The sequence below is a fragment of the Xylanibacter rarus genome (assembly GCF_001275135.1).
Taxonomy (GTDB): Bacteria; Bacteroidota; Bacteroidia; order Bacteroidales; family Bacteroidaceae; genus Prevotella; species Prevotella rara.
This window is the reverse complement of the sequence record NZ_LFQU01000001.1, coordinates 260,915-282,111: the sequence shown is the minus strand read 5'-3', so window position 1 is coordinate 282,111 and position 21,197 is coordinate 260,915. Positions and strand designations below refer to the sequence as shown.

Sequence of the window (21,197 nt, the reverse complement as noted above, 5' to 3'; positions counted from 1 at the left end):
TTTTGCCTGTTGTTTTTTATTAATTAAAGTTGCCTATCAGTTTTCCCACAAGTTTGATTTTAATCTCGTCAACCTTAAGCGAGTGCTTCTGTGCGTTGAGCGTAATGCCCGTAACGGCTCCGCTGGCGCCGTTGGCCTTGCCCGACACGACAAACACGATACCGTCGAGCTTCTTCATTGCGCCTCTCTTGCTCTGGCTAATCTTTATATTAACAGGCGAAACTGTTTCAGTCACTCCGTCTTTAGATGCCTCTACTGTACCCTCTACTTCAACAGAAAGCTCGTCTGAACTGATGGCATTGCCGTCGGCGTCAACAGGCACTGCTGTGATAGACATATAAGCAGGCACGCAGCTCTTTATGCTTGCATCAAGATTGATATACGAACCTTCAGCAAGTTCAAAGTCCTCAATGTCGTCGTTCCATCCGTCAAGCGTGTCGCGATATTCTATATTGGCATTCTCGCCAAAGGCGATAGGAGCGTCTACCTTGTAAACCGGCTGCACCGTGTAGTTGCGTCCGAGTTCAAAGCGATAGTCGTTCTTGCTGTCTGCCGTTGCATTGGCAGAGAAAGTGATGTTGTCAGGTATAGTCTCGATAAGTTTAGACAGACTCTCGTTTACAATGACATGGTCGAAGCCGGTAACGCCTTCAGCCCTGCGGCATATGCATACGGTTGAGGTTCTGTTGGCATCAATCGGAATATCATTTACGTTCACCGTAGCCAGGAGCTGACCGTCCTTAAACGACTTAATCACGCCGTCAAGCTTGCCGGGCACGCTCATGTCGCTTGTCATGGTGAGCTTTATCTGCGGATTATACAGGTCGACAACCACATTGCCGCCAAGCAGGAAGTCTGGAATGCCGCTAACGGTTACGCTGCCGAGGTCGTTAAGCGCAATCTCAGGGTTAAACTTACCCGTAGCTGCATTAACAACAAAGCTGCTCATAGTCATTGTGCTGCTTATCTTCTTGCCTGTAGTGCTGCCTGCACCTGCATTGATACTTGTGGCCACGGCCTTGATATAGACTTTTCCGTCCATCATAATCTTGCCGCCAGAAAGTTTAAGCGAGCCGTATGTGGTGTCTTTCTCCTTAAAGTCAAGAGAAGTTACGTTTGCTGTTATAGTAAGGTTCGACGAAGTTGAAACATTCTTAAGCGTCAGCTCTGATCCAGACATCGTATATGCATGACCGCCGCAATTAACGTCAGACAATGTCATAAACGCCGGAAGGGCAATGACAATCTGGTCAAACTGGCTTACAACAGACCTTACGTCGCTGAAGTTTATCTGAAGATTTACCGAAGAGCTTACCTCAGCGTCAGACAAATCCACCACCTCTTCTGGCTGCTTGCCTTCATAAGTAAATGCCTGAAGCCATCCGTCAGCCACAAGACTTTCGCCTCCGGCACGTGTTGCACGGCTGCGACGGCGCGAACCAGAAGGCGTAGAGAACACAAGTTCAACATCATTAGAAGTCGACGTCTGCTCGGCAACAGTAATCTTATCAATAAAAGGATGAACCGGGGCTACATCGGCACCATCCTGACGGAATACGTAGTCGCCGGTCAGTTCGTCTTCAATAACACTACCATTCTCTTCCAGTTCCAAAACATCCTTCAACGGGATAATCTCTGTTGACATCGAAGGTATCTCGAGACCATCGCCTCCTATACCTATTGTTGAGTCAATCTCATTAAAATCATAGTCATTGTCCGTACATGCGGAAAATCCTAAGATTGCGGCCGTTCCTAAAAGAAGGAACAGCTTAGATGAAAAAGTTCTTTTTCTCATTAGTTCTTTTTATTGGTTTATTTCTTCTTATCAATTTATTTGGAAACAATTAACATTCTCAATATTAATGCAAAATATGCCTGCTTTTTACCGACAAAATTATTTCATACCTATTTTTTAATACCTATAAACAGCGTTTGTTATAAAAGATGTGCAAATTTAATAAAAACTTTTTAAAACAATGCAACTTTTAAACCACTTTATTTTACCAAAAGAACATCCTACAACAGACTGAATACATTTTCACTTTATCCGTAATAATATAACACGCAATATGCACAAACAGCAAGAAACACTAAGTATGATAAAAGTCAAAGACACATTGGCGCACCAAAGAAAACATGAATTCTGAGCCACAAAAGCGACAGAATAACGAAGATATGACAAAAGAGAGACACGCTTTTTAGCCACAAAAAATGGCGGCTAAATGTTAGCCGCCATTCCCTTTAGCAAAAGCGATAAGGAGTAATTATAAAAAACATCCGTATCAACAAACTGCATTTACTTTCTTTCCCCTTTCATCTTAAATAAAAAACATCAATCTCAAATCAAGTGCTTACATCTTCAACAGACTCCTCATCACTTTAAGGGCAATTATCACAAATCATCTTTTTTCTTACTTTATCAGATTGCTCTGATTGTTGCATATTTTTGAGACCGCCAGATAACTATTTGTATCTGTTCTTTTTCTGCCATAAATATACGAATAAAATTTCATATCACAAAATTTTACGCTTGAAAAATTGCTATTTTTTATTTTTTATCCATTCAGCCGTCAAAATATCATGATTATTTACATTTTTGAAACAAAAACATTACAATAGAGTTGCATGTTAGTTAAAAAAGCCTTAACTTTGCCGCCGGTTTACAAACGGTAGATTAAGGGGTGCCTGATAAATTGCAGGCTGAGATTAAACCCTGGAACCTGATACGGGTAATTCCGGCGTAGGGATAAACGGCCGAACTAATTTGTTTTTGGTCTAAAGGATTTAAGCATAAGAAAGTATGCCCCTTTTTGTGTATTTAATTATTAGTTTTTTAATGAAACGTCATTTTTTTGTTGCGGCAACATTGTCATTGGCATTAACCAACGCAACAGCAGCTAACGAAACAGGAAAGACAAAGGCAGACTCGGTAAAGACCGTTGCACTGCAGGAAGTTCAAGTATTGTCTACACGTGCAGGCGAGACAACGCCTATCACGCACACCGACATCAGCAAGTCACAGATAAAGTCGATGAACTACGGCAAGGACGTACCATTTATCCTATCACTGACACCTTCGGTAACGACAACTTCTGACGCAGGAAACGGCATCGGATACACCAGTATAAGAGTGCGCGGTACCGATCCTACACGAATAAACATAACAGCCAACGGCGTTCCAATCAACGACGCAGAGAGCAGCAACGTCTACTGGACCAACATGCCCGACTTTGCATCGAGCGTTGAGAGCATGCAGATTCAGCGCGGTGTGGGCACATCAACCAACGGTGCGGGTGCATTCGGCGCCACGATAAACATGCAGACCGAAAACATCGGCGTGAAGCCTTTCGGCGGAATAGACCTCTCTGCCGGAAGTTACGGCTCACACAAGGAAACGTTCCGCTTCGGCACAGGACTTATCAACGGTCACTGGGGCTTCCAGGGACGCCTTTCCAACGTTGGCAGCGACGGCTACATCGATCGTGCATCGTCGAAGCTCGACTCTTATTTCTTGCAGGGCGGATATTTCTCAGACAACACCGTAGTGAAGTTTATCACCTTCAACGGAAAGGAAGAGACATATCATGCATGGAACTATGCTTCGCTCTACGAGATGAACCTCTACGGCCGCAGATACAACTCCTGCGGATATATGTATACCGACGAAGACGGCAACATGCACTTCTACGACAACCAGATTGACTATTATCATCAGCAGCACTACCAGTTGCTCTGGAACCAGATTCTGTCACGTGAACTGAGCCTCAACGTGGCCCTGCATTACACAAAAGGCTTCGGCTACTACGAAGAATACAAGGACGGAAGAACACTGGCCGAATATACTCTGACCAACGACTGGAGCAAGACGAGCGACCTGGTGCGCCGCAAGCAGATGGACAACGACTTCTACGGAGCCATAGCATCGCTCAACTACAACAACCGTAAGGGTCTGAAAGCCACCATCGGCGGAGGCTGGAACAAATATGACGGCGATCACTACGGCAACGTGCTCTGGGTGAAAAACTTCGACGAAGACATAGAGCCTAACCACAAATATTATGACAACAACGCCAAAAAGACTGACGGCAATATTTACGGAAAGGTAAACTACGAGTTCATAAAGGGACTCAGTGCATACGTTGACCTGCAGTACCGCCATGTAAACTACAAGATGAGCGGACCGTGCGACGCATTCGACTACGACACATACAAGCAGATTGTGTTCAACGAAGACAACTCGTTCGACTTCTTCAACCCGAAAGCCGGAATATTCTGGCAGATGAACAACAACCACCAGGCCTACGCCTCGTTTGCCATATCTCACCGCGAGCCGACACGTAACGACTACGAGGACAACCTTGGCGAAGACCTCAAGGCAGAAAGGCTCTACGACTGGGAACTTGGCTATAAGTTCACCACGAACAGATTCTCTGCCGGAGTCAACTTCTACTACATGACTTACAACGACCAATTTGTGCTGACCGGAGAACTTAACAACATAGGCGAAATGATAGCACGCAACGTGGGCGAGAGCTACCGTATGGGCGTTGAGCTGCAGGCAGCATGGCAACCTGTCGACTGGCTGCGCTGGGACGCCAACGCAACATGGAGCCGCAACCGCGCTAAAGACTGGCACATAACACTGAGCGACACGGGCGAAAGCGTAACGCTCGGCGACACACCGCTGTCATTCTCGCCCGACTTCATCTTCAACAACATCTTTACGTTCAACTGGAAAGGACTTAGCGCATCGCTCCAGAGTCAGTATATCGGCGAGCAGTATCTCACCAACACCGGCATAAAGAGCTACATCAGCGAGAACGATAACGGAGGCAACGAGGTCAGCATGATGATTGACAGCTACTTTGTAACCAATCTTGACCTTTCATATACATTCAAGCTGAAAGGTCTGAAGAGCATAACCCTCGGCTGCACTGTATACAATCTGTTCAGCGAGAAATACATGAACAACGGATGGTCTGCCCCAGGCTACAAGAAGAATGCTGACGGCAAGGTAATAGCCTACACTGAAGACGACGAATACGAAACGGGATATGCCGCACAGGCCCCGATAAACTTTATGGCTCATCTCAGCCTGACGTTCTAACAACAGCAGCTGCAAGATGGACTTCAATCAGTTTATGTCACAATATTGGCTCGACATCGTAACAACGGTGTTGGGCCTTATATACATCTGGCTCGAATACAAGGCCAGCATAGCCCTTTGGATTGTAGGCATAGTCATGCCGGCTCTCGACGTGTGGCTCTACTGGACTCACGGACTGTATGGCGACGCAGGCATGGCTGTCTACTACACCGTTGCAGCAATCTACGGCTATGCGGTATGGAAATTCGGGCGCAAGAAGGGTCAGAAAGAAGGCGAAGATATGCCTATCACTCATTTCAGGCGCTCATTAATCCTGCCTGTAACGCTGTTTTTCTTCGCAGCATGGGCATTAACGTGGTGGGTGTTAGTAACCTACACCAACAGCACCGTGCCCGTTACCGACGCCTTTACCAATGCCCTGAGCTTTGTAGGCCTGTGGGCTTTGTCAAGAAAATACATCGAACAATGGCTTTTCTGGATTGCCGTTGATGCCGTGTGCGCATATCTCTACATCGGTAAGGGCATACCCTTCAAGGCTTCGCTCTACGCTCTCTATGTGGTAATAGCCGTAATGGGCTACTTTAAGTGGAAGCGGATGATGCAGCAGCAGTCACAGCCGGCATAAGTTCAGGCTACATCACCCTACCTCATATTTGTCTCATCCATCCCATTTTCCCATAACTCCCATTCAAAAGAAACAGCAATGCAGAACCTTCTGATAACAACATCCTTCGCCCCTGATGCCGTGATTATCGGCAACGGCGACTTTCCCACTGCCGAAATTCCGCTTGCGGCCATAAGTAATGCACGTTATATATGCTGCTGCGACGGTGCGGCTGCCAGCTATATCTCACGCGGCTTCGTGCCCGACGCGATAGTAGGAGACGGCGACTCACTGGACGAAGTGTTCAAGGAGAAATACCGCGACATACTTCACATCATAGATGAACAGGACGACAACGACCAGACCAAAGCCACACGCCACTGCCTAAGCATGGGTTTCAGAAGTATTGCATACGTGGGAGCAACGGGAAAGCGAGAAGACCACACATTGGGCAACATCAGTCTGATAGAACGCTACAGGAACGAAATGGGCATAGACGCGGTGATGCTAACAGACCACGGCTACTTTGTCGCTGCCGAAGGCGATGCTGAGTTTGAGACTTTCGCCGGTCAACAAGTCAGCATATTCAACTTTTCTTGCAGCAGGATAGAAAGCAGCGGACTGAAATGGAACTCTTACGCATACGGCAGCTGGTGGCAGGGCACTCTCAACGAGGCCACAGACAACAGCGTAAAGTTCTGTGCAGATGGCCGCTATCTGGTGTTCCGCACTTACAAGGGAAAGATTTAACATAGGCTTAACGGATAAGAACGGAACTTCTGTTTCATTTATGTGGATATGAACACAGCGGGCGGACAGTCGATAATGACTGTCCGCCCGCTGTATTTTTTATAGAGTCGGCAACCAAGACATTCCTGTCTGTGCCTGCCATGTGTTCAAACACATATCCTTACCATCCGCCGCCCAGAGCCTTATACAGGTTCACCTTTGCCAACTGACTGTCCAACAAGGCATTGCTGAGTCCGATCTGAGCATCGAGGTAAGTACGCTGGGCATCAAGCAAGTCCATATAGCCGATGGCTCCGTTTACATATTGGACAAGAGCAAGCGACAATGCCGTCTTCGACGAGTTCTCCAGGTCGTAGCGTGTCTTGTATATTTCCTTCACCTTATTAAAGTTGGCTATGGCATTATATGCATCCTTGAAAGCCGTCAGAACAGCTTTTTCGTATGCATAAGTAGCACGCTCGTATGCAGCTTTTGCTGCTCTGTGGCGAGCCTTGTTCTTGCCCATGGCAAAAATCGGCTGAAGCAGATTGGCGCTCAAGAAGTGGTAAGGCGAGCTTAACACTCCTTTCAAGTCGTCGCTTTCAGTTCCGAGATATCCCGTCAGCGTTATGTTCGGGAACATGCTTGTGTATGCAACGCCCACTTTTGCGTTTGCCGCAATAAGCTGCTGCTCGGCTTCGCGCACGTCAGGACGCCGTTCCAGCAGCGATGAAGGTAATCCTACAGGCAGACTATCAGGAAAGATAACTTCCTGAGGCAGCGTCGAGCGCTCTATGCGATGCGGATATTCGCCCGTCAGCAATGCCAGTTCGTTTTCCTTTGTAGTTATCTGCAGTTCAAGGTCGGGCACGAGTGTCTCCGTCCTTGACAATTCCACCTGAGCCTGTCGGTATGTAACCTCAGACGTCAGTCCGCCTTCATATCGTATGCGCGCAAGATGTTCGCTTTCCCGGCGTGCCGTTACGGTCTGATGTACGATTGACAGTTCGTTGTCGAGCGCCACAAGTTCATAATATGTCTGTGCCACCTGCGCAATGAGGCTTATCTGCAGTGCGCGCCGGTTTTCTACAGAGGCCATGAGTTCGGCTATGCTTTCATCATGTGCCCAGCGCAGTTTTCCCCAGAAGTCGAGTTCCCATGACATTGCAGCCTTCAGGTCAAACTGGTTGCTGTTGCCGTGATGTTCTCTTTCCTTCTCGGCGTAGATCTTAGCTCCGAACGCAGGAAACATATTAGCATAGTTTATACGCTTCATCTCTGCCAGCTCTTTTATCCTGGCTGCCGCCATCTGCATGTCCTTGTTGTAGACAAGAGACTTGGATATGAGGTTTTGCAGGATTGTATCCGTGTAAACCTCTTTCCACGAGATGTCGGCCATGGATGTCGAGTCTGTGTTTTCTTCATCAGACAGTGCTGCCGGCAGTTCTATATTCGGACGTGTGTATTTTCTGCCTATCTGACAGGCAGACAGACTTATTGCGGCCGTTAATATCAGCGCATGTATTATGTATTTTAATCCGTGTCTCATAATTTATTGTTGCTGTGCTATCGCTTTTTGTTCCTTGTTCCCTTTCTTAGCCTGCAATCTGTTTTTGGCTTTATATATTGTAATGAAGAAGAATGGAATGAGCTGTATTCCTATGAATACGGCAGCCAGCATTCCGAAGAACACACCCGTACCGATAGCCTTTCGGCTGGCAGATCCCGGTCCTGAGGCAAGCACCATTGGGAGTATGCCCAATATGAATGCGAACGAAGTCATAAGTATCGGGCGGAAGCGCAGTCTAGCTGCGTGCAGCGTGGCTTTGAGGACATTGACGCCCGCGTCGGTTTCATCCTTGGCAAACTCCACAATAAGTATGGCATTCTTAGCCGCAAGTCCCATAAGCATCACAAGTCCGATCTGGAAGTATGTGTCGTTTTCAAGTCCGCAGACTGCAATTCCGATGTAGGCTCCCAATGCAGCTACAGGCAGCGAGAGCAGCACCGCAATAGGTATGCTCCAGCTTTCATACAGTGCGGCGAGGAACAAGAAGACGAAAATGAATACCAGCGAGAGTATTATTCCGGTCTGTCCTCCGGCCTGTTTCTCCTGATATGACAGTCCGCTCCACTCCAGTCCGATATTGTCGGGCAGATGCTCCTTGACAAGTTCCTCCATTATCTCCATAGCCTGTCCTGAACTGTAGCCCTGTGCGGCCGTGCCTCGTATTATTGCCGTGTTGAACATGTTAAAGCGCTTTATGCTGCCGGGGCCAGTGGTATATTCGGTGTTGCCCAGCGCAGTCAGCGGAATCATGTCGCCGTTTGAGCCGCGGACGAAGTAGAGGCTTATGTTGTCGCGGTGCTCTCTGTATGGGGCTTCTGCCTGTATGTAGACTCGGTAAATGCGGTTGAACATGTTGAAGTCGTTGACATACACCGATCCCGTGTAGGCTTTCATTGTTGAGAACACGTCGGCCATAGGCACACCGAGCATCTTCACCTTGTCTCTGTCGACGTCAAAGTAAAGTTGCGGAATCTCTGCCTGCAGCGATGACGACAGACCTGACAGTTCCTTACGCATTGAGGCATAGTGCATCAGCGTGTCGGCAGCGTTCACCAGGTCGTCATAAGTTGCATCGCCGTGAGCTTCGAGCTGCATCTCGAATCCTCCCGACGTACCAAGGCCGGGAATTACAGGAGGAGTGGACAGATAAAACTTACACTCGGGATATTCCGACAGTTCACGGCCCACGCCGGCCATAATGTCTTCTATTGTATTATCGTCACGCTCTTTCCATTCTTTCAATATAACGGTGAGCTGTGCCCTTGTCTGGCTTGTTCCGACGCGCGGGCTCGATCCTGTTACGTTCTGCACATACTCCACAGCAGGATTCTTCATCAGGAAGCTAACCGCCCTTTCGGTTACGGCACGTGTGCGTTCGAGGGTTGTTCCTTCAGGCATTTCCAGTTCCACGGTGAAGTATCCCTGGTCTTCCGACGGCAGGAAGCTGGTAGGCGTAAGCTTGTTGAATATGAATATGGCAATCAGAATCATGCAGAACCCTATGCCAACGCGACGGGGATTCTTGATTATTCTTGATATTCCGGCTAAATATTTGTTATTGCCAAGGTCGAGCCACCTGTTGATAGCCGTGAACACCTTGTTCTTAGGCTTGTTTTTGTCCGTGGGCTTGAGTATCAGAGAGCACATCACAGGGCTGAGCGTGAGCGCCACTACCGTGGAAAGCAGCACAGAGATTACGATCGTTACGCTGAACTGGCGGTACAGCTGTCCTGTTATGCCCGACAGGAAACTAACCGGCACGAACACGGCTGCCAGGACAAGCGACGTGGCAACAAGCGCTCCCGTAAGTCCGTTCATGGCCTTCTTGGTGGCTTCATACGGACTGAGATGCTCCTCTTCCATTATGCGCTCCACATTCTCCACAACGACAATGGCATCGTCTACCACAAGGCCTATGGCAAGCACAAGGCCAAGCAGGGTGAGCATGTTGAGCGAGAAGCCCAGAATCAACATGAAGCCGAACGTTCCTATCAGTGAGATCGGCACGGCCACAAGCGGGATGAGTGTGGCACGCCAGCTCTGAAGGAAGAGGAACACGACGACGATAACGAGTACAAGTGCTTCAAACAGAGTCTTGTATACCTCGTGGATCGACTCCGATATGTATGTCGTCATATCGAACGGTATCTCGTATTTTACACCCTCAGGGAAGTTGTGGCTTATCTCCTCCATTGCCTTCTTCACGTTTTCTGCCACTTCCATTGCGTTTGCACCGGGGAGCATGTATATGCCGAGCACGGCAGCATTGCCGCCGTTTATTCCACTTTCGGTATTGTACGACTGCGCCTCGAGAGAAACGCGGGCTACGTCTCTCAGGCGTATGAACGAACCGTCGGCATTGGCCCTCAGCACGATTTCCTCAAACTGGCCAACGGAAGACAGACGTCCTTGTGCCGTGATGGGTATCGTGAAGTCGAGTCCCTTTACGGGCTGCTGGCCCAATACGCCGGCCGCCGACTCGCGGTTCTGGTCTTTCAGGGCGTTCTGCACGTCCTGCACCGTAAGGCCGAAGCTTGCCAGTCGCGCGGGGTCAAGCCATATCTGCATGGCATAGTAGCGGCTGCCCACGTTAGACACGCGCCCCACTCCCGGTATTCGCCTCAACAGGTCGACCACGTTGAGTGTGGCAAAGTTGCTGAGATATATTTCGTCAAACTTTTCATCGTTTGATGTCAGACAGATAGTCATCAGCTGGCTTGCTGCCTGCTTTTCTATCTCGATGCCGTTCTGCACCACCTCGGCCGGCAGACGCGACTCTGCCAGTTTTATGCGGTTCTGTATTTCCACAGCCGACAGGTCGGGGTCGGCAGAAATGTCAAACGTAACTGTCGCCGAGAACGAGCCTGAATTGGAGCTGTTTGACTCCATGTAAATCATGCCCGGAGTTCCGTTCAGCTCCTGCTCTATAGGCGTTGCCACAGCCTGCGACACCGTGAGCGCGCTGGCTCCCGGATAGGAGGCGCTGATCTTTACCACCGGAGGCGTTATTTGCGGATACTGGTCTATGGGCAGCATTGTAAGTCCGATAAGTCCAACAATGACTATGAGGACTGATATTACTATCGAAAAGACCGGTCTGTCTATGAAGAAGTTTACTTTCATCTATTCGGAAGCTTTTATTTTAATTGGTTTTCGCTTGCGGACGGACCGCAGTCTTCTTTCTGTTGGCTACGCGTACTTTCATTCCTGGGGTAAGCTTGTGGTATCCCTCGCTGATTATGGTTTCGCCGGGGGCGAGTCCTCTCTCCACCACAACCTTGTTGCCGAACTCAGGGCCAAGCTCGATAAAGCGGCGTTCGGCCGTAGAGTCGCGCCTCATTACGAAGACATAGGCTCCACCCTTCTCTATGATGAGTGCCTTCTGCGGTACAACAGTTGCGTTTTCGCGGACATCGAGCAATGCGTGCACTTTCGTAAACTGTCCCGGAAGCAGCACGTGGTCAGGGTTGGGCATCTCTGCACGTACAGAGAATGTTCCTGTCTTCGGACTTACCTGCGGTTCGGCAAAGTCGACGAGTCCCTTATATGGATATGTGCTGTTATCGGGCAGCGTTATTGTTACATACGGCTGCCATGAGCGCGACGAGTCGCGCTGTCCGAGGTTAATGTTTCTCTCCTTGCTCTTAAGATAGTCGAGCGCGGTCATGCTGAAGTCTATCAGCACGGTGTCGCTCTTCACAACGGTGGCAAGCAGCGACTTGCCGCCCGTGCCGACAAGTGTGCCAAGGTCTACAAGTCTTTCGCTGATATATCCTGATATAGGCGAACGCACGTAGGTGTAGCTCAGTTCCTGCTCAGCCTGAACAAGGTCGGCACGGCTCATGCCCATGCTTGCAACGGCCGTCTCATACGCTGCTGTGGCGTTGTCAAGGTCAAGGCGGCTGGCAGCGTTCTGCTCAAACAAGGGGCGTATGCGCTCAAGGTCGCGTCTGGTCTTCAGCACCAGGGCCGAGTCCTTGCGCAGCTGCGCGCGCGCCTTGTCTACCTTTGCCTTATACTGGCGCTGGTCGATTACGAAGAGTATCTGGTCTTTTTTCACGTATGTTCCTTCTGCGAAAGCCATTCGTTCAAGAAAGCCTTCCACCCTGGCGCGCACCTCTACAAACTGATGTGCACGTATGCGGCCCACATAGTCGCCGTAAATCTTGACGTCTTCCACGCCGACTTTCTCTACAGAAACGACGGGTATCTCAGGTGCCTTTTTCTTAGGCCATGTTAGGATAACGTATCCTGCTATTACGGCTACGATGCAACAGGACATCAGAATCAGGCGTTTTTTGCGCAACTTTAATTCTTTCTTGGCGAAAAATTGTTTTATTTTCATCATGGATTGTCAGTATGTTGATACTTTAGGATTATTTGTAACTAATAATTTCTTGTTTCAATATTGTTCGCTCATTTATGGTTTAATGCCCGCAGGCAGCATCTTGCTATGAGCTGTTTTTGCAACGTTCAGCATTCATTCAAAGACAGGGCCATGCAGTTCCTTTACTTGCATTGTCTCGATGGTTTCCTGTCATTATTGTATATTTCGTGTCTTTATCATCTGCAAATATAGTCTTTTAGTTTCATACAGCCAAACAAAGGCATGACGTACTGACTGTTTAGCATTAAATTGGCAAAAGTTAAGCGGGTCTTTATCCAAATTGGTCATTTCCGTCAGGCAGGATAGCCGTTTTCTGCTGTCGCTGTTTTTTTATTGAAATTGCTCCCATGCCAGCAAAAAAGCTAACGAAAATCCGTTCAATATAAAACAAAATGACGGCAGAATGCATCAATATTCTTGTAATGGTCAGCCCAATGTGCCTAATGACAGGGCTCGGTTTAAAGGCATCAAAAGGCGAATAATTTTAAAGGGGCAAAAAATCATAAGCGAAACAGGCACCTAACATTAACAAACGTTCAAAACAAGCACAATTTCTGCACTGACTGTAAGCAAAACAAGATGTATTGGTTTCAAATCATTAACCTATCGTTTACGGGTCAAAACTCGGCCACTTTTGATGCAAAAGTGGCCGAGTTTTTTATCGAAAACAAATGAGTTATAACTGCTAATCCTGAGTCTCAAGATATTTCAACAGCATGAGTTTAATATTTTGGCTGCCGACCCTACCTTCATACTGCTAAATTATACCTGTTTGGGTCGGCTGCAAAGGCCGCGCGGTTTTGCTGCAATATCTCTCTAGATTATCATAAAAGCCCATGACACACATGGAATTGCCAAGCGTATCATGGGCCGTATAATGTATTTTGCTAAACGCAGAGAGACGGCATCTGACGTTACAGGCGTGCCATATCTCACTCTGCTCCGACCTGCAAGGCCGGCAAAAAATGTCTTATCCGATGAAGCCCTGACGTTTAAGAGCCTCCATCATACCAGCCGACATAGCCTCGTTGTCTTTCTTTGTATAGCGTATGTCGGTGAATATCTGCGCAAGAGTTTCCTTGTTGTTTATCTTTACGAACTCGCGGTTTTCCTCAAGCGCCTCTTTTTCGGCATAATAGCGGTCGATGTCGGCAGGAGTATAGTCGTGGTATGTCTCGCTGTGTACAAACGAAGCGAGCGGCAGGCGGTCGGTGAGCGGCGGATTTTCGTCGGGCCAGCCCAGTGTTATCGTAGCCACAGGCATGACGAGCTTTGGCAGACCGAGCACGTCGATAATCATCTGCGGCATATATACGGTTGTGCCAAGATAGCACAGGCCGAGTCCTTCTTCCTCTGCAAGGTTGCAGAAGGTCTGTGTGTAGAGCAGTGCGTCTGATGCTGCGTTGATGAACGACAGAAAATTGTCGTATCCCGGCTCGGCCTTGCGGCAGCGGCACCATGTGCTTGCGCGGTTGAAGTCGGCACATATCGTGAGCACCACGGGAGCCTGAGTAACCATGGGCTGGTTGAAGTGAGCCGGGGCAAGCTTGGCCTTCATCTCGTCAGAGCGTGTAATCACCACGCTGTAGAGCTGCATGTTGCCCATAGTCTGCGTGCGTGCAGCCTCTGTCAGCAGGCGGCTGAGCAGTTCTTCACTTACTTCCTTGTCTGAATATTTGCGTATGCTACGCCTTGTGTTTATTGTCTTCATATATTCTTAATATTTAATGTCTTATGTTGCTGCGCCTCTTGTCGGCAGTCTGTGTGATGCGGCTTTGCCTTAAGGTGCGGCGTCTGCCATGTGCAAAGTTAATCAAATTTCCCGTATTATGCTGTCTTGCCTTTTCAATTATATTATTTTAAAACAGCCAGGTCAACATATCTTATGATGTTCAGTTCAATCGTTGAATATTGTCGGGCGTATGGTTTGAGTAAGCAAAAATGTAAAATTAACATGATTTAATGTAAAGTATACTTGTCTTTATGGAAAGTTTGGCTATCTTTGCGATGAGAATAATACTCATATATTTGAAGCATCTGAATGAATAACCTTAAAATTTTACGATTATGAAGAAGTATTTTTTGTTGCCTCATTGCTATGCTAAGACAGGCCTTTGTCTTATGGTATTGTTTTTAATAATGTTTGGCATAGACTTGGCAGGAGCTGCACCTAAAATTAAGGTACCCATGCCATATATTGTTAATGAAATCATTGGTGAAAACGCATGGTTCGGAATACTACCTTCCGAGGATATGTATATGGAGATATGGATGCTCGGCATTTTCATTTCGCTGCTGTTTATCGCCATGAGCAAGGAAAAGACCGAAGACGAAATGATAATGCAGATAAGACTCAAATCGGTGTTTTTCTCACTTTGGTTTACGTCTGTCTTGTTTGTTGTAGAAACTTTGTTCTTTTTCAACATTGCCTATGCCTACAGTCTTTGGGCCACTCTTTATGTATTGCTGATTGTCTTTATCATAAAGTTCCGTTACGAAATTCATCAACTTAAATAGCTTAAAAACAAAAATGAAAAATACAATAAAGGTAGAACGCGCCATAAAAGATATCACCCAACAGGATTTGGCCGTGGCGATAGGAGTCAGCCGTCAGACTATAAACTCTATAGAATCGGGCAGATATGTGCCTTCAACATTGCTGGCACTGAAGATTGCTGCATATTTCGGCAAAACGGTGAACGACATTTTTCAGCTTGAAGACGGCGACTGAACAGCTTTATTATTCTGTTTTGAAAAGCGATATTGAATGGAAATAAACAAGAATAGGGATATGAACAATAAGGTTTTATTGCTTTCGGTCTGCTTTTTCCTTTCTGTTTTGGCGTGCCGGGCACAGCATATTGGCGATTATGTCTTGAACATAAGCAAAATAAATCAGGACGAGGGCAACATGCACGTCAGCTGTTCGTTCGTTATAGATTTTCAGAAATCAGACAGTGTTGTAATGAATTTCGGCGGCGACGGCAAGCTTTCTGTTGAAAACCTTACCATTCAGACAGACACATCCTCACTGAAATACAGCTATCAGCCTGATGCAAGGAAACTTGTGTTCAAAAAGATTCAAGGCCGAAGCATTGGTGTAAAGATGAACTACAACTACACAAACCTCTCGGCTTTCTTTATCTATGGAGGCGGAACGGCAGAGTTGTGGGAGACAAGCTTCAACGAGCATTATTATCCTTACCTGCCAGACTGCTATGCAGACATCACATTAAATCTGGAGTTGCCTGACTCTATCTTTCCCTTATGCTCTTATCCCCTTAAACATACCGGCAGCGGCAAGTACGGCTGCCGGATTAATGGCATGCTGCAACAGTCGTTATCGCTCGCGTTATTACAGAAAAGTGCATACATCCGCACAACGGCCGGCGAACCTTACGACATGGACATATATCAGATTGCAGGCATGCAATGCAGCAAAAGGCGATACGACGAGCTGCTCGAACTTGCCCGTGCAAGCATATCATATTTCGGCAAAATATATGGCGATGAATATTTATGCCCGCAAAGGGGCATAACACAATATCCCGCTTTCGTGTTTCATAACGGAAAAGGCTTCAGCAACAGATACAACATAGGCTTTATCTCTGCCTCACAGGAGAAATTCTCAACATACCCCGACATCTATCCGCTTGTGCACGAGATAGGCCACAGATGGCTTGGCGAATGGACACTGCTCATTCGAGACGGACAGCCCGGAGCGTATTTTATTAAAGAGTCGCTGAATGAGTTTATGACGCTGATGTTTCTAAGACATCATTTTGGCAACGGTTTGTATCTGTCGCTGATTGAAAAATATAACGCTGAATATCAGAAAATCATAAATACGCCACAGGACGAACCGGTTGTCAATCTCGTAGAAAATAACAACAATACTGTTGTTTACAGAAAAGGGCCGCTGATATTAGACCGTTTCGCAAAAGAAATTGGATACGAAAACTGCATAAGCCTAATATCTTCATTTTATCAAAAGTATGCAGGAAAGCCGAATCTGAAATATTCTGACTTCATCAACTTAGTCAACAGCACTTGGCCAAATGCCGCAAACGAGCTTAAAAACTGGATAGAGAATTAAGTTCAACTTAGCTGTTATCACTCAGCAGGAATCCTGACAAACGTTGAACTGATTATCACTTCTGCACACACGACAGACTATGCAATGAGAAACAGAAGGCAAGACGAAAAGAAGGGAAATGACCAACAATAGCAACAGCATAGCAGCAGAAATAGTCAAATGGCGGCTAATAACATGCAAAAGGAAATATTTCGTTTTATTGAAGCACAGAAACAAAACGAAAAAAGGGGATAAACAAATATCCCCTCTTTAATTATTTCTTAAGTTTAAATGAATTTTCAATGCTTGCAATTTCATCGCTGAACAGCTTATCTGTCTTTATGCGCTGCTCTATCTGTGTGCAGCTGTGTATTACTGTAGAATGGTCGCGACCTCCAATAAGCTTGCCAATACGTGATGCCGGCATCTTGGTGTACTTCTGTGCAAGATACATCGACACCTGACGTGCAGTTACATAATCACGCTTACGGCTGCGGCTGGCCACTGCTGCGGTGGTAACGTTGAAATGATTGCAAACCGTATCAAGAATGTCGTCTATCGTCAACGGCTCATTATCTATCTTAACAGCCCTCTTTATCACTCTCTCCGCAAGGCGCATGTCAATCTTGCAGTTGTAAACCACAGAGAAAGCCAACAGGGAGTTGATGACACCCTCAAGTCCGCGCACGCTGTAGTTAGCCGTCTGCGCAATGAAATAAACCACGTCTTCGGGGATGGTCAGTCCGTCGCGCTTGATCTTGCTGTTAAGAATGTCCACACAAAGCTGAATGTTAGGTTTCTCAAGCTCTGCTATGAGTCCGCAGCTGAAACGTGTCAGCAGGCGGTCGCTCATGCCCTGAAGATCAACAGGAGGACGGTCGCACGCGAGAATTATTCTCTTGCCGTTACGGAACAAGTGATTAAATATATGGAAGAATGTTTCCTGTGTCTTTGCAGCCGACACCCACTCCTGAATATCATCAACAATAAGCATGTCTATCGTCTGATAGAAGTTGATGAAATCGTTAGTTCTGTTGTTCAATACGGCATTGGTATACTGCACCTGAAACAGTCTGGCGCTGATATACAGCACCCTTTTCTGCGGATAAATCTCCTTGGTGCGCACACCGATGGCATTGATAAGGTGTGTCTTACCGCATCCGGACGGACCGTAAATAAACATCGGGTTAAACTGAGTGGTGTTAGGATGTTCCGCTATAGACAGTCCGACAGCTCTCGGCAACTTGTTGCTGTCACCTTCAATATAGTTTGCAAAAGTATGTCGGGGATTCAGCTGTGAGTCTATCTGCTGGGGCTGTGCCGCATCAAGCGTAGTAGGCGACTGGTTTACACGTGTTCTGCGTGTAACTGTCTGCTCGATGTTCACCACCGGGTCGGCCTGAATCTGCTGTGATATATTGTTAGTCTTATCCACCATCACGCGGTAGTTAAGACGTATGCCTTTTCCATAAATCCGTACAAGCACCTTGTTCAGCAGTCCTGCATAGTTTTCTTCAATGTATTCGGCGACAAACTGGCTCGATACTTGAAGCAAAAGCGTTCTGTTCGACTCGTTGAACGATTCGAAAACAATAGGCTTGAACCATGTGTTAAACTGCTGTTCCGAGACATTTTCCTTTATCAGCAAAAGGCAGTTATCCCAGAGCGCACGGGGATTATTACTCATATATTAAGATCAGATTATTATGTCTTTCGACGCCTTTTTAAGCGTCTGCAAATTTCGTAATTTTTATTGAAATACACAAATATGCCGATTTAATTCATTTTAAATGATTTATTGTAAATGTCGGGAATAAGGCATTTTATGGCGTATTTTGAAACATTAATGTAATATTGCCACTTGCATATTTATAAGTACCTGAAAAATAGCGACTTGCACACTACAGAAAAGGCGCAGGCAATGTCGATGCATATAAGGCGGGAAAAGTCAGAAAGTGGTATATACTAATATGTTCCGAAAGATTTGTCAATCGTTTCGGAACATATTTTATTATTTAGACAAATTTTAAATTAGCTCAAAGCAAGATGATAATTTAACAGCAAATCCCTGCAAACGTTGTCTCTGCCATGGCTATAGACAAGCTTTTACATCCTTATTAATTGTCCTTTCTTCCAAAAAGTGAGAAGTGAACATAGCGCTTGGGATGAGCCTTGAGGTCAATAAGCAAAGAGTCGGCCGAGCGCATAGTGCTGTTTAGATTGTTATATAATGACGGATCACGCATCAGCAGTCCTATCGTACCCTCATTACTGTTAAGCTTGGCTGTAAGTTCTTCTACATTAGCCAGTGTTGCGTCAACTTTAGCCATAGTGCCTTCAACATCGATATTGTTGAGTTTCTTTGCAAGAAGGTTGGCATTGTATAGTGTACTGTCTGCACGGCTAACCACACCGGGAACACTTCGGTTGAGTCCGGCAAGGAGAGTGTTTATGCGTGTAGTGGTTACAGTAAGATTACCAGTTATGGTATTCACATTATGCAGCGACTGTGCTATGGCAGGATCAGCCAGCAAGATGTTGAGAGTGGTAACGATAGAGTCGAGCTTTGGCAACATACCCATAACCACCGGCACCATATCCTTCATCTTTCCCAGTGCGCCATCGTTAATTCCGCCCATAATTGTCTCACCTGGCATCACGCGTTCTCTCGGATTTGTAGCCAACAGCAAGTTTACTTTTACGTTGCCGAGCATATCACTAACGATCTCAGCACTACTGCCCTTAGGTATGCGCAGTTCCTGATCGATGTCGGCCTCGACCATTATCTCGCCCGACTTGTTGTAATCATATTTTATGTTTTTCACCACACCCACCTTATATCCGTCGGCATAAATCGGACTTGAAGAAGATAGTCCGCTGATATTCTTGAACGAGATATAATATTTGTTGGCTGATGAAAACAGATTCAGTCCTTTAAGAAAATTCATTCCGAAAAAAAGTATCACCAGTCCGCACACGGCTACTAAGGCAATCTTTATTTCTTTTGTTAAAAACTTCATAATTTAATCTCCTTTCTATTTAGACTTAAACTCACGTATTGCTTGATTGACGTTCATTTTCTTTCCGTTTTTGAATGCTATGATAAACGCTTCGGGAAACTTGTCGAGAATCGTTTTACGCAGACGATAAATCTCATTATAATCGGTCGACGAACCATAGGTGTATTTCACAAGGTCGTTCTCCTTATAAGATTCTACATTCTCAAGCCCTTTAAACTGGCTGCTGCCGGGACGCAGCATACGGCTGCTTGCCAATATCTGCACCTTAAACACAGGCTTATCAACAGGTTCGTCGGCAACCTCTTGTGTTTTTTCCTTGCTGTCACTGTCCGCCTTTTCCTTCGGCTGCTCCTCTACACGAGGACGCGGCGTTTCTGTCCTGCGCCTTGTCTGCTTGCATGTTTTGGGCTTTTCATCATTGCCGTCATCAGGCACAATGGACGGGATATTTATACTATTATCTTTAGGTGAGCTGTAAGGAACAGTAAAGCCTTTATTGTATTTGTCCTTATATTTAACAAAGGCCTGATATATGCCCTTTGCCATTTTGTCTATGTTGTTTTTGTCATTGAGGAAGCGCTCCTCGTCGGGCGTTGTTATGAAGCCAAGTTCAATAAGACACGCCGGCATGGAAGTCTCTCGCAACACCAGGAACACGTCCTGCTTAACGCCCTTATTCTGTCGTCCGGCAGTTGAACAAACGTTGCTCTGCACATACTTGGCCAACTCTACGCTCTTCGACATATTACGGTCGTGTATGAACTCAAACATGATTGTGCTTTCGGGAGAATTAGGATCGTAGCCTTCATAGCGTTCCTTATAGTCCTTCTCTATCATGATGACAGAGTTCTCACGCTTTGCCGCACTCAACTTTTCGTCCGAACGCCTCATACCCATCGTATACGTTTCAAGTCCGCGGGCTATGTGTCCTGCCGGCAGCGCATTTGTGTGTATAGAGATAAATACGTCGGCCTTGTTCTTGTTTGCTATGTCGGCACGCTTGTGCAACGGAACAAACACGTCGGTCTTGCGCGTGTAAATAACCTTTACGTCGGGACAGTTGCGCTCAACGTATCGGCCAAAGGCCAAAGCCACATTAAGATTAATGTCTTTTTCGTAAGAGAAAGAACCCTTTGCACCCGAGTCATGTCCTCCGTGCCCTGCGTCGATAACAAGCGTGAAAGGTTTGTCCGCGCCGAATACAGCTGCGGAGAAAGACACTAACACCAACAGAAAGAATATTATCTTTTTTATCATGAGTGCTTTATTACAGATACAAAGGTAGTTATAAATTGCAGAAAAACTGCAATAAGTCAAATAGTTTTATCATTTATTAAGTGTAATTCAACCGACGCGCTGCCAATATCAGCCCCCATCGGCGGATTTATCTTTGCCACAGATATGTCTATGGCCTCAACAAGAGGTAGCTGACTGAATATGCGCCTGCCTATCCTGCCCGCCACATGTTCGAGCAGGCAGGAAGGCTTTTGCATCTCCTTATTTATGATTTCAAAAATCTCAGCATAATTAAGCGTGTCGGCTACGTCGTCGCTCTCAAGCGAATTGTCGAGCGGATACTTTGCGCGAAGATTGACGACATACTCGCCGCCCGTCTCGCGCTCTTGCGGGAGCACACCGTGACGGGCAAAAAAGCGCAAGTCGTTAAGACATATAAAACCTGAGACCAGTTTCATAATCAGCTTAT

General features: G+C 46.5%; 15 protein-coding genes and 1 riboswitch. Of the genes, 6 read left to right on the top strand and 9 right to left on the bottom strand.

Annotated features, from left to right (window positions below; all coding sequences use genetic code 11):
• Positions 1 to 19: 19 nt before the first annotated feature.
• On the bottom strand, positions 20 to 1,795 hold the full coding sequence (locus ACU52_RS01185) for a hypothetical protein (protein ID WP_147630731.1): 1,776 nt from the start codon (positions 1,793 to 1,795) through the stop codon (positions 20 to 22).
• Positions 1,796 to 2,667: 872 nt separating this feature from the next.
• A riboswitch (TPP riboswitch) is annotated at positions 2,668 to 2,764 on the top strand.
• A 72-nt stretch (positions 2,765 to 2,836) separates the two neighbouring features.
• Between ACU52_RS01185 and ACU52_RS01180 the strand changes: the two genes are divergently transcribed.
• The 3 genes from ACU52_RS01180 (at position 2,837) to ACU52_RS01170 (ending at position 6,461) form a co-directional block, all read left to right on the top strand.
• Positions 2,837 to 5,107 (top strand): TonB-dependent receptor, encoded by a 2,271-nt coding sequence (locus tag ACU52_RS01180; RefSeq protein WP_053397432.1) that lies wholly within the window; start codon positions 2,837 to 2,839, stop codon positions 5,105 to 5,107.
• Between the two features lie 16 nt (positions 5,108 to 5,123).
• Positions 5,124 to 5,732 (top strand): nicotinamide riboside transporter PnuC, encoded by a 609-nt coding sequence (gene pnuC / locus ACU52_RS01175; RefSeq protein WP_053397431.1) that lies wholly within the window; start codon positions 5,124 to 5,126, stop codon positions 5,730 to 5,732.
• A 78-nt stretch (positions 5,733 to 5,810) separates the two neighbouring features.
• Positions 5,811 to 6,461 carry a thiamine diphosphokinase gene (locus ACU52_RS01170; protein ID WP_053397430.1) on the top strand — a complete coding sequence of 217 codons (651 nt, stop codon included), beginning with the start codon at positions 5,811 to 5,813 and terminating at the stop codon, positions 6,459 to 6,461.
• 160 nt (positions 6,462 to 6,621) lie between these two features.
• Here ACU52_RS01170 and ACU52_RS01165 read toward each other — a convergent pair whose 3' ends face one another.
• From ACU52_RS01165 to ACU52_RS01150, 4 genes are all read right to left on the bottom strand, one after another.
• Positions 6,622 to 7,989: an efflux transporter outer membrane subunit gene (locus ACU52_RS01165; protein ID WP_053397429.1), complete on the bottom strand. Its 1,368-nt coding sequence runs from the start codon at positions 7,987 to 7,989 to the stop codon at positions 6,622 to 6,624.
• A gap of 3 nt (positions 7,990 to 7,992) precedes the next feature.
• On the bottom strand, positions 7,993 to 11,133 hold the full coding sequence (locus tag ACU52_RS01160) for an efflux RND transporter permease subunit (RefSeq protein WP_053397428.1): 3,141 nt from the start codon (positions 11,131 to 11,133) through the stop codon (positions 7,993 to 7,995).
• Positions 11,134 to 11,152: 19 nt separating this feature from the next.
• Complete coding sequence (locus ACU52_RS01155) at positions 11,153 to 12,349, bottom strand: efflux RND transporter periplasmic adaptor subunit (RefSeq protein ID WP_193391567.1); 1,197 nt, start codon at positions 12,347 to 12,349, stop codon at positions 11,153 to 11,155.
• Positions 12,350 to 13,367: 1,018 nt separating this feature from the next.
• A complete protein-coding gene (locus ACU52_RS01150; RefSeq protein ID WP_053397427.1) occupies positions 13,368 to 14,108 on the bottom strand; it encodes a nitroreductase family protein in 741 nt (246 codons plus the stop codon).
• Between the two features lie 356 nt (positions 14,109 to 14,464).
• Here ACU52_RS01150 and ACU52_RS01145 point away from each other — a divergent pair, with 356 nt between their 5' ends.
• From ACU52_RS01145 to ACU52_RS01135, 3 genes are read left to right on the top strand one after another with little or no spacing between them, the layout of a single operon-like run.
• Positions 14,465 to 14,914, top strand: a complete 450-nt coding sequence (locus tag ACU52_RS01145) for a hypothetical protein (RefSeq protein WP_021855050.1) — start codon at positions 14,465 to 14,467, stop codon at positions 14,912 to 14,914.
• Positions 14,915 to 14,927: 13 nt separating this feature from the next.
• Positions 14,928 to 15,128 carry a helix-turn-helix transcriptional regulator gene (locus ACU52_RS01140; RefSeq protein ID WP_021855051.1) on the top strand — a complete coding sequence of 67 codons (201 nt, stop codon included), beginning with the start codon at positions 14,928 to 14,930 and terminating at the stop codon, positions 15,126 to 15,128.
• A 60-nt stretch (positions 15,129 to 15,188) separates the two neighbouring features.
• Entirely contained in the window at positions 15,189 to 16,493 is a 1,305-nt protein-coding gene (locus ACU52_RS01135) for a M1 family metallopeptidase (RefSeq protein ID WP_147630730.1), read from the top strand.
• A gap of 253 nt (positions 16,494 to 16,746) precedes the next feature.
• Here the strand turns inward: ACU52_RS01135 and dnaA are convergent, their stop codons facing one another.
• The 4 genes from dnaA to folB all read right to left on the bottom strand — a co-directional run bounded on the left by dnaA (position 16,747) and on the right by folB (position 21,186).
• Complete coding sequence (gene dnaA / locus ACU52_RS01130; RefSeq protein WP_021855053.1) at positions 16,747 to 18,159, bottom strand: chromosomal replication initiator protein DnaA; 1,413 nt, start codon at positions 18,157 to 18,159, stop codon at positions 16,747 to 16,749.
• A 430-nt stretch (positions 18,160 to 18,589) separates the two neighbouring features.
• Positions 18,590 to 19,492 carry an MlaD family protein gene (locus ACU52_RS01125; RefSeq protein ID WP_021855054.1) on the bottom strand — a complete coding sequence of 301 codons (903 nt, stop codon included), beginning with the start codon at positions 19,490 to 19,492 and terminating at the stop codon, positions 18,590 to 18,592.
• A 15-nt stretch (positions 19,493 to 19,507) separates the two neighbouring features.
• The gene (locus ACU52_RS01120) at positions 19,508 to 20,749 is read right to left on the bottom strand and encodes an N-acetylmuramoyl-L-alanine amidase family protein (protein WP_053397424.1); all 1,242 of its coding nucleotides are present in this window, start codon (positions 20,747 to 20,749) and stop codon (positions 19,508 to 19,510) included.
• A gap of 56 nt (positions 20,750 to 20,805) precedes the next feature.
• Positions 20,806 to 21,186, bottom strand: a complete 381-nt coding sequence (gene folB / locus ACU52_RS01115; RefSeq protein WP_021855056.1) for a dihydroneopterin aldolase — start codon at positions 21,184 to 21,186, stop codon at positions 20,806 to 20,808.
• Between the last annotated feature and the right edge of the window lie 11 nt (positions 21,187 to 21,197).

Excerpts from the sequence above, each read along its gene's own strand:
- dnaA (WP_021855053.1), bottom strand. The coding sequence starts at position 18,159 with ATGAGTAATAATCCCCGTGCGCTCTGGGATAACTGCCTTTTGCTGATA.
- ACU52_RS01165 (WP_053397429.1), bottom strand. The coding sequence starts at position 7,989 with ATGAGACACGGATTAAAATACATAATACATGCGCTGATATTAACGGCC.
- ACU52_RS01180 (WP_053397432.1), top strand. The coding sequence starts at position 2,837 with ATGAAACGTCATTTTTTTGTTGCGGCAACATTGTCATTGGCATTAACC.
- pnuC (WP_053397431.1), top strand. The coding sequence starts at position 5,124 with ATGGACTTCAATCAGTTTATGTCACAATATTGGCTCGACATCGTAACA.
- ACU52_RS01185 (WP_147630731.1), bottom strand. The coding sequence starts at position 1,795 with ATGAGAAAAAGAACTTTTTCATCTAAGCTGTTCCTTCTTTTAGGAACG.
- ACU52_RS01140 (WP_021855051.1), top strand. The coding sequence starts at position 14,928 with ATGAAAAATACAATAAAGGTAGAACGCGCCATAAAAGATATCACCCAA.
- ACU52_RS01170 (WP_053397430.1), top strand. The coding sequence starts at position 5,811 with ATGCAGAACCTTCTGATAACAACATCCTTCGCCCCTGATGCCGTGATT.
- ACU52_RS01135 (WP_147630730.1), top strand. The coding sequence starts at position 15,189 with ATGAACAATAAGGTTTTATTGCTTTCGGTCTGCTTTTTCCTTTCTGTT.
- ACU52_RS01160 (WP_053397428.1), bottom strand. The coding sequence starts at position 11,133 with ATGAAAGTAAACTTCTTCATAGACAGACCGGTCTTTTCGATAGTAATA.
- ACU52_RS01120 (WP_053397424.1), bottom strand. The coding sequence starts at position 20,749 with ATGATAAAAAAGATAATATTCTTTCTGTTGGTGTTAGTGTCTTTCTCC.
- ACU52_RS01145 (WP_021855050.1), top strand. The coding sequence starts at position 14,465 with ATGAAGAAGTATTTTTTGTTGCCTCATTGCTATGCTAAGACAGGCCTT.
- ACU52_RS01150 (WP_053397427.1), bottom strand. The coding sequence starts at position 14,108 with ATGAAGACAATAAACACAAGGCGTAGCATACGCAAATATTCAGACAAG.
- folB (WP_021855056.1), bottom strand. The coding sequence starts at position 21,186 with ATGAAACTGGTCTCAGGTTTTATATGTCTTAACGACTTGCGCTTTTTT.
- ACU52_RS01125 (WP_021855054.1), bottom strand. The coding sequence starts at position 19,492 with ATGAAGTTTTTAACAAAAGAAATAAAGATTGCCTTAGTAGCCGTGTGC.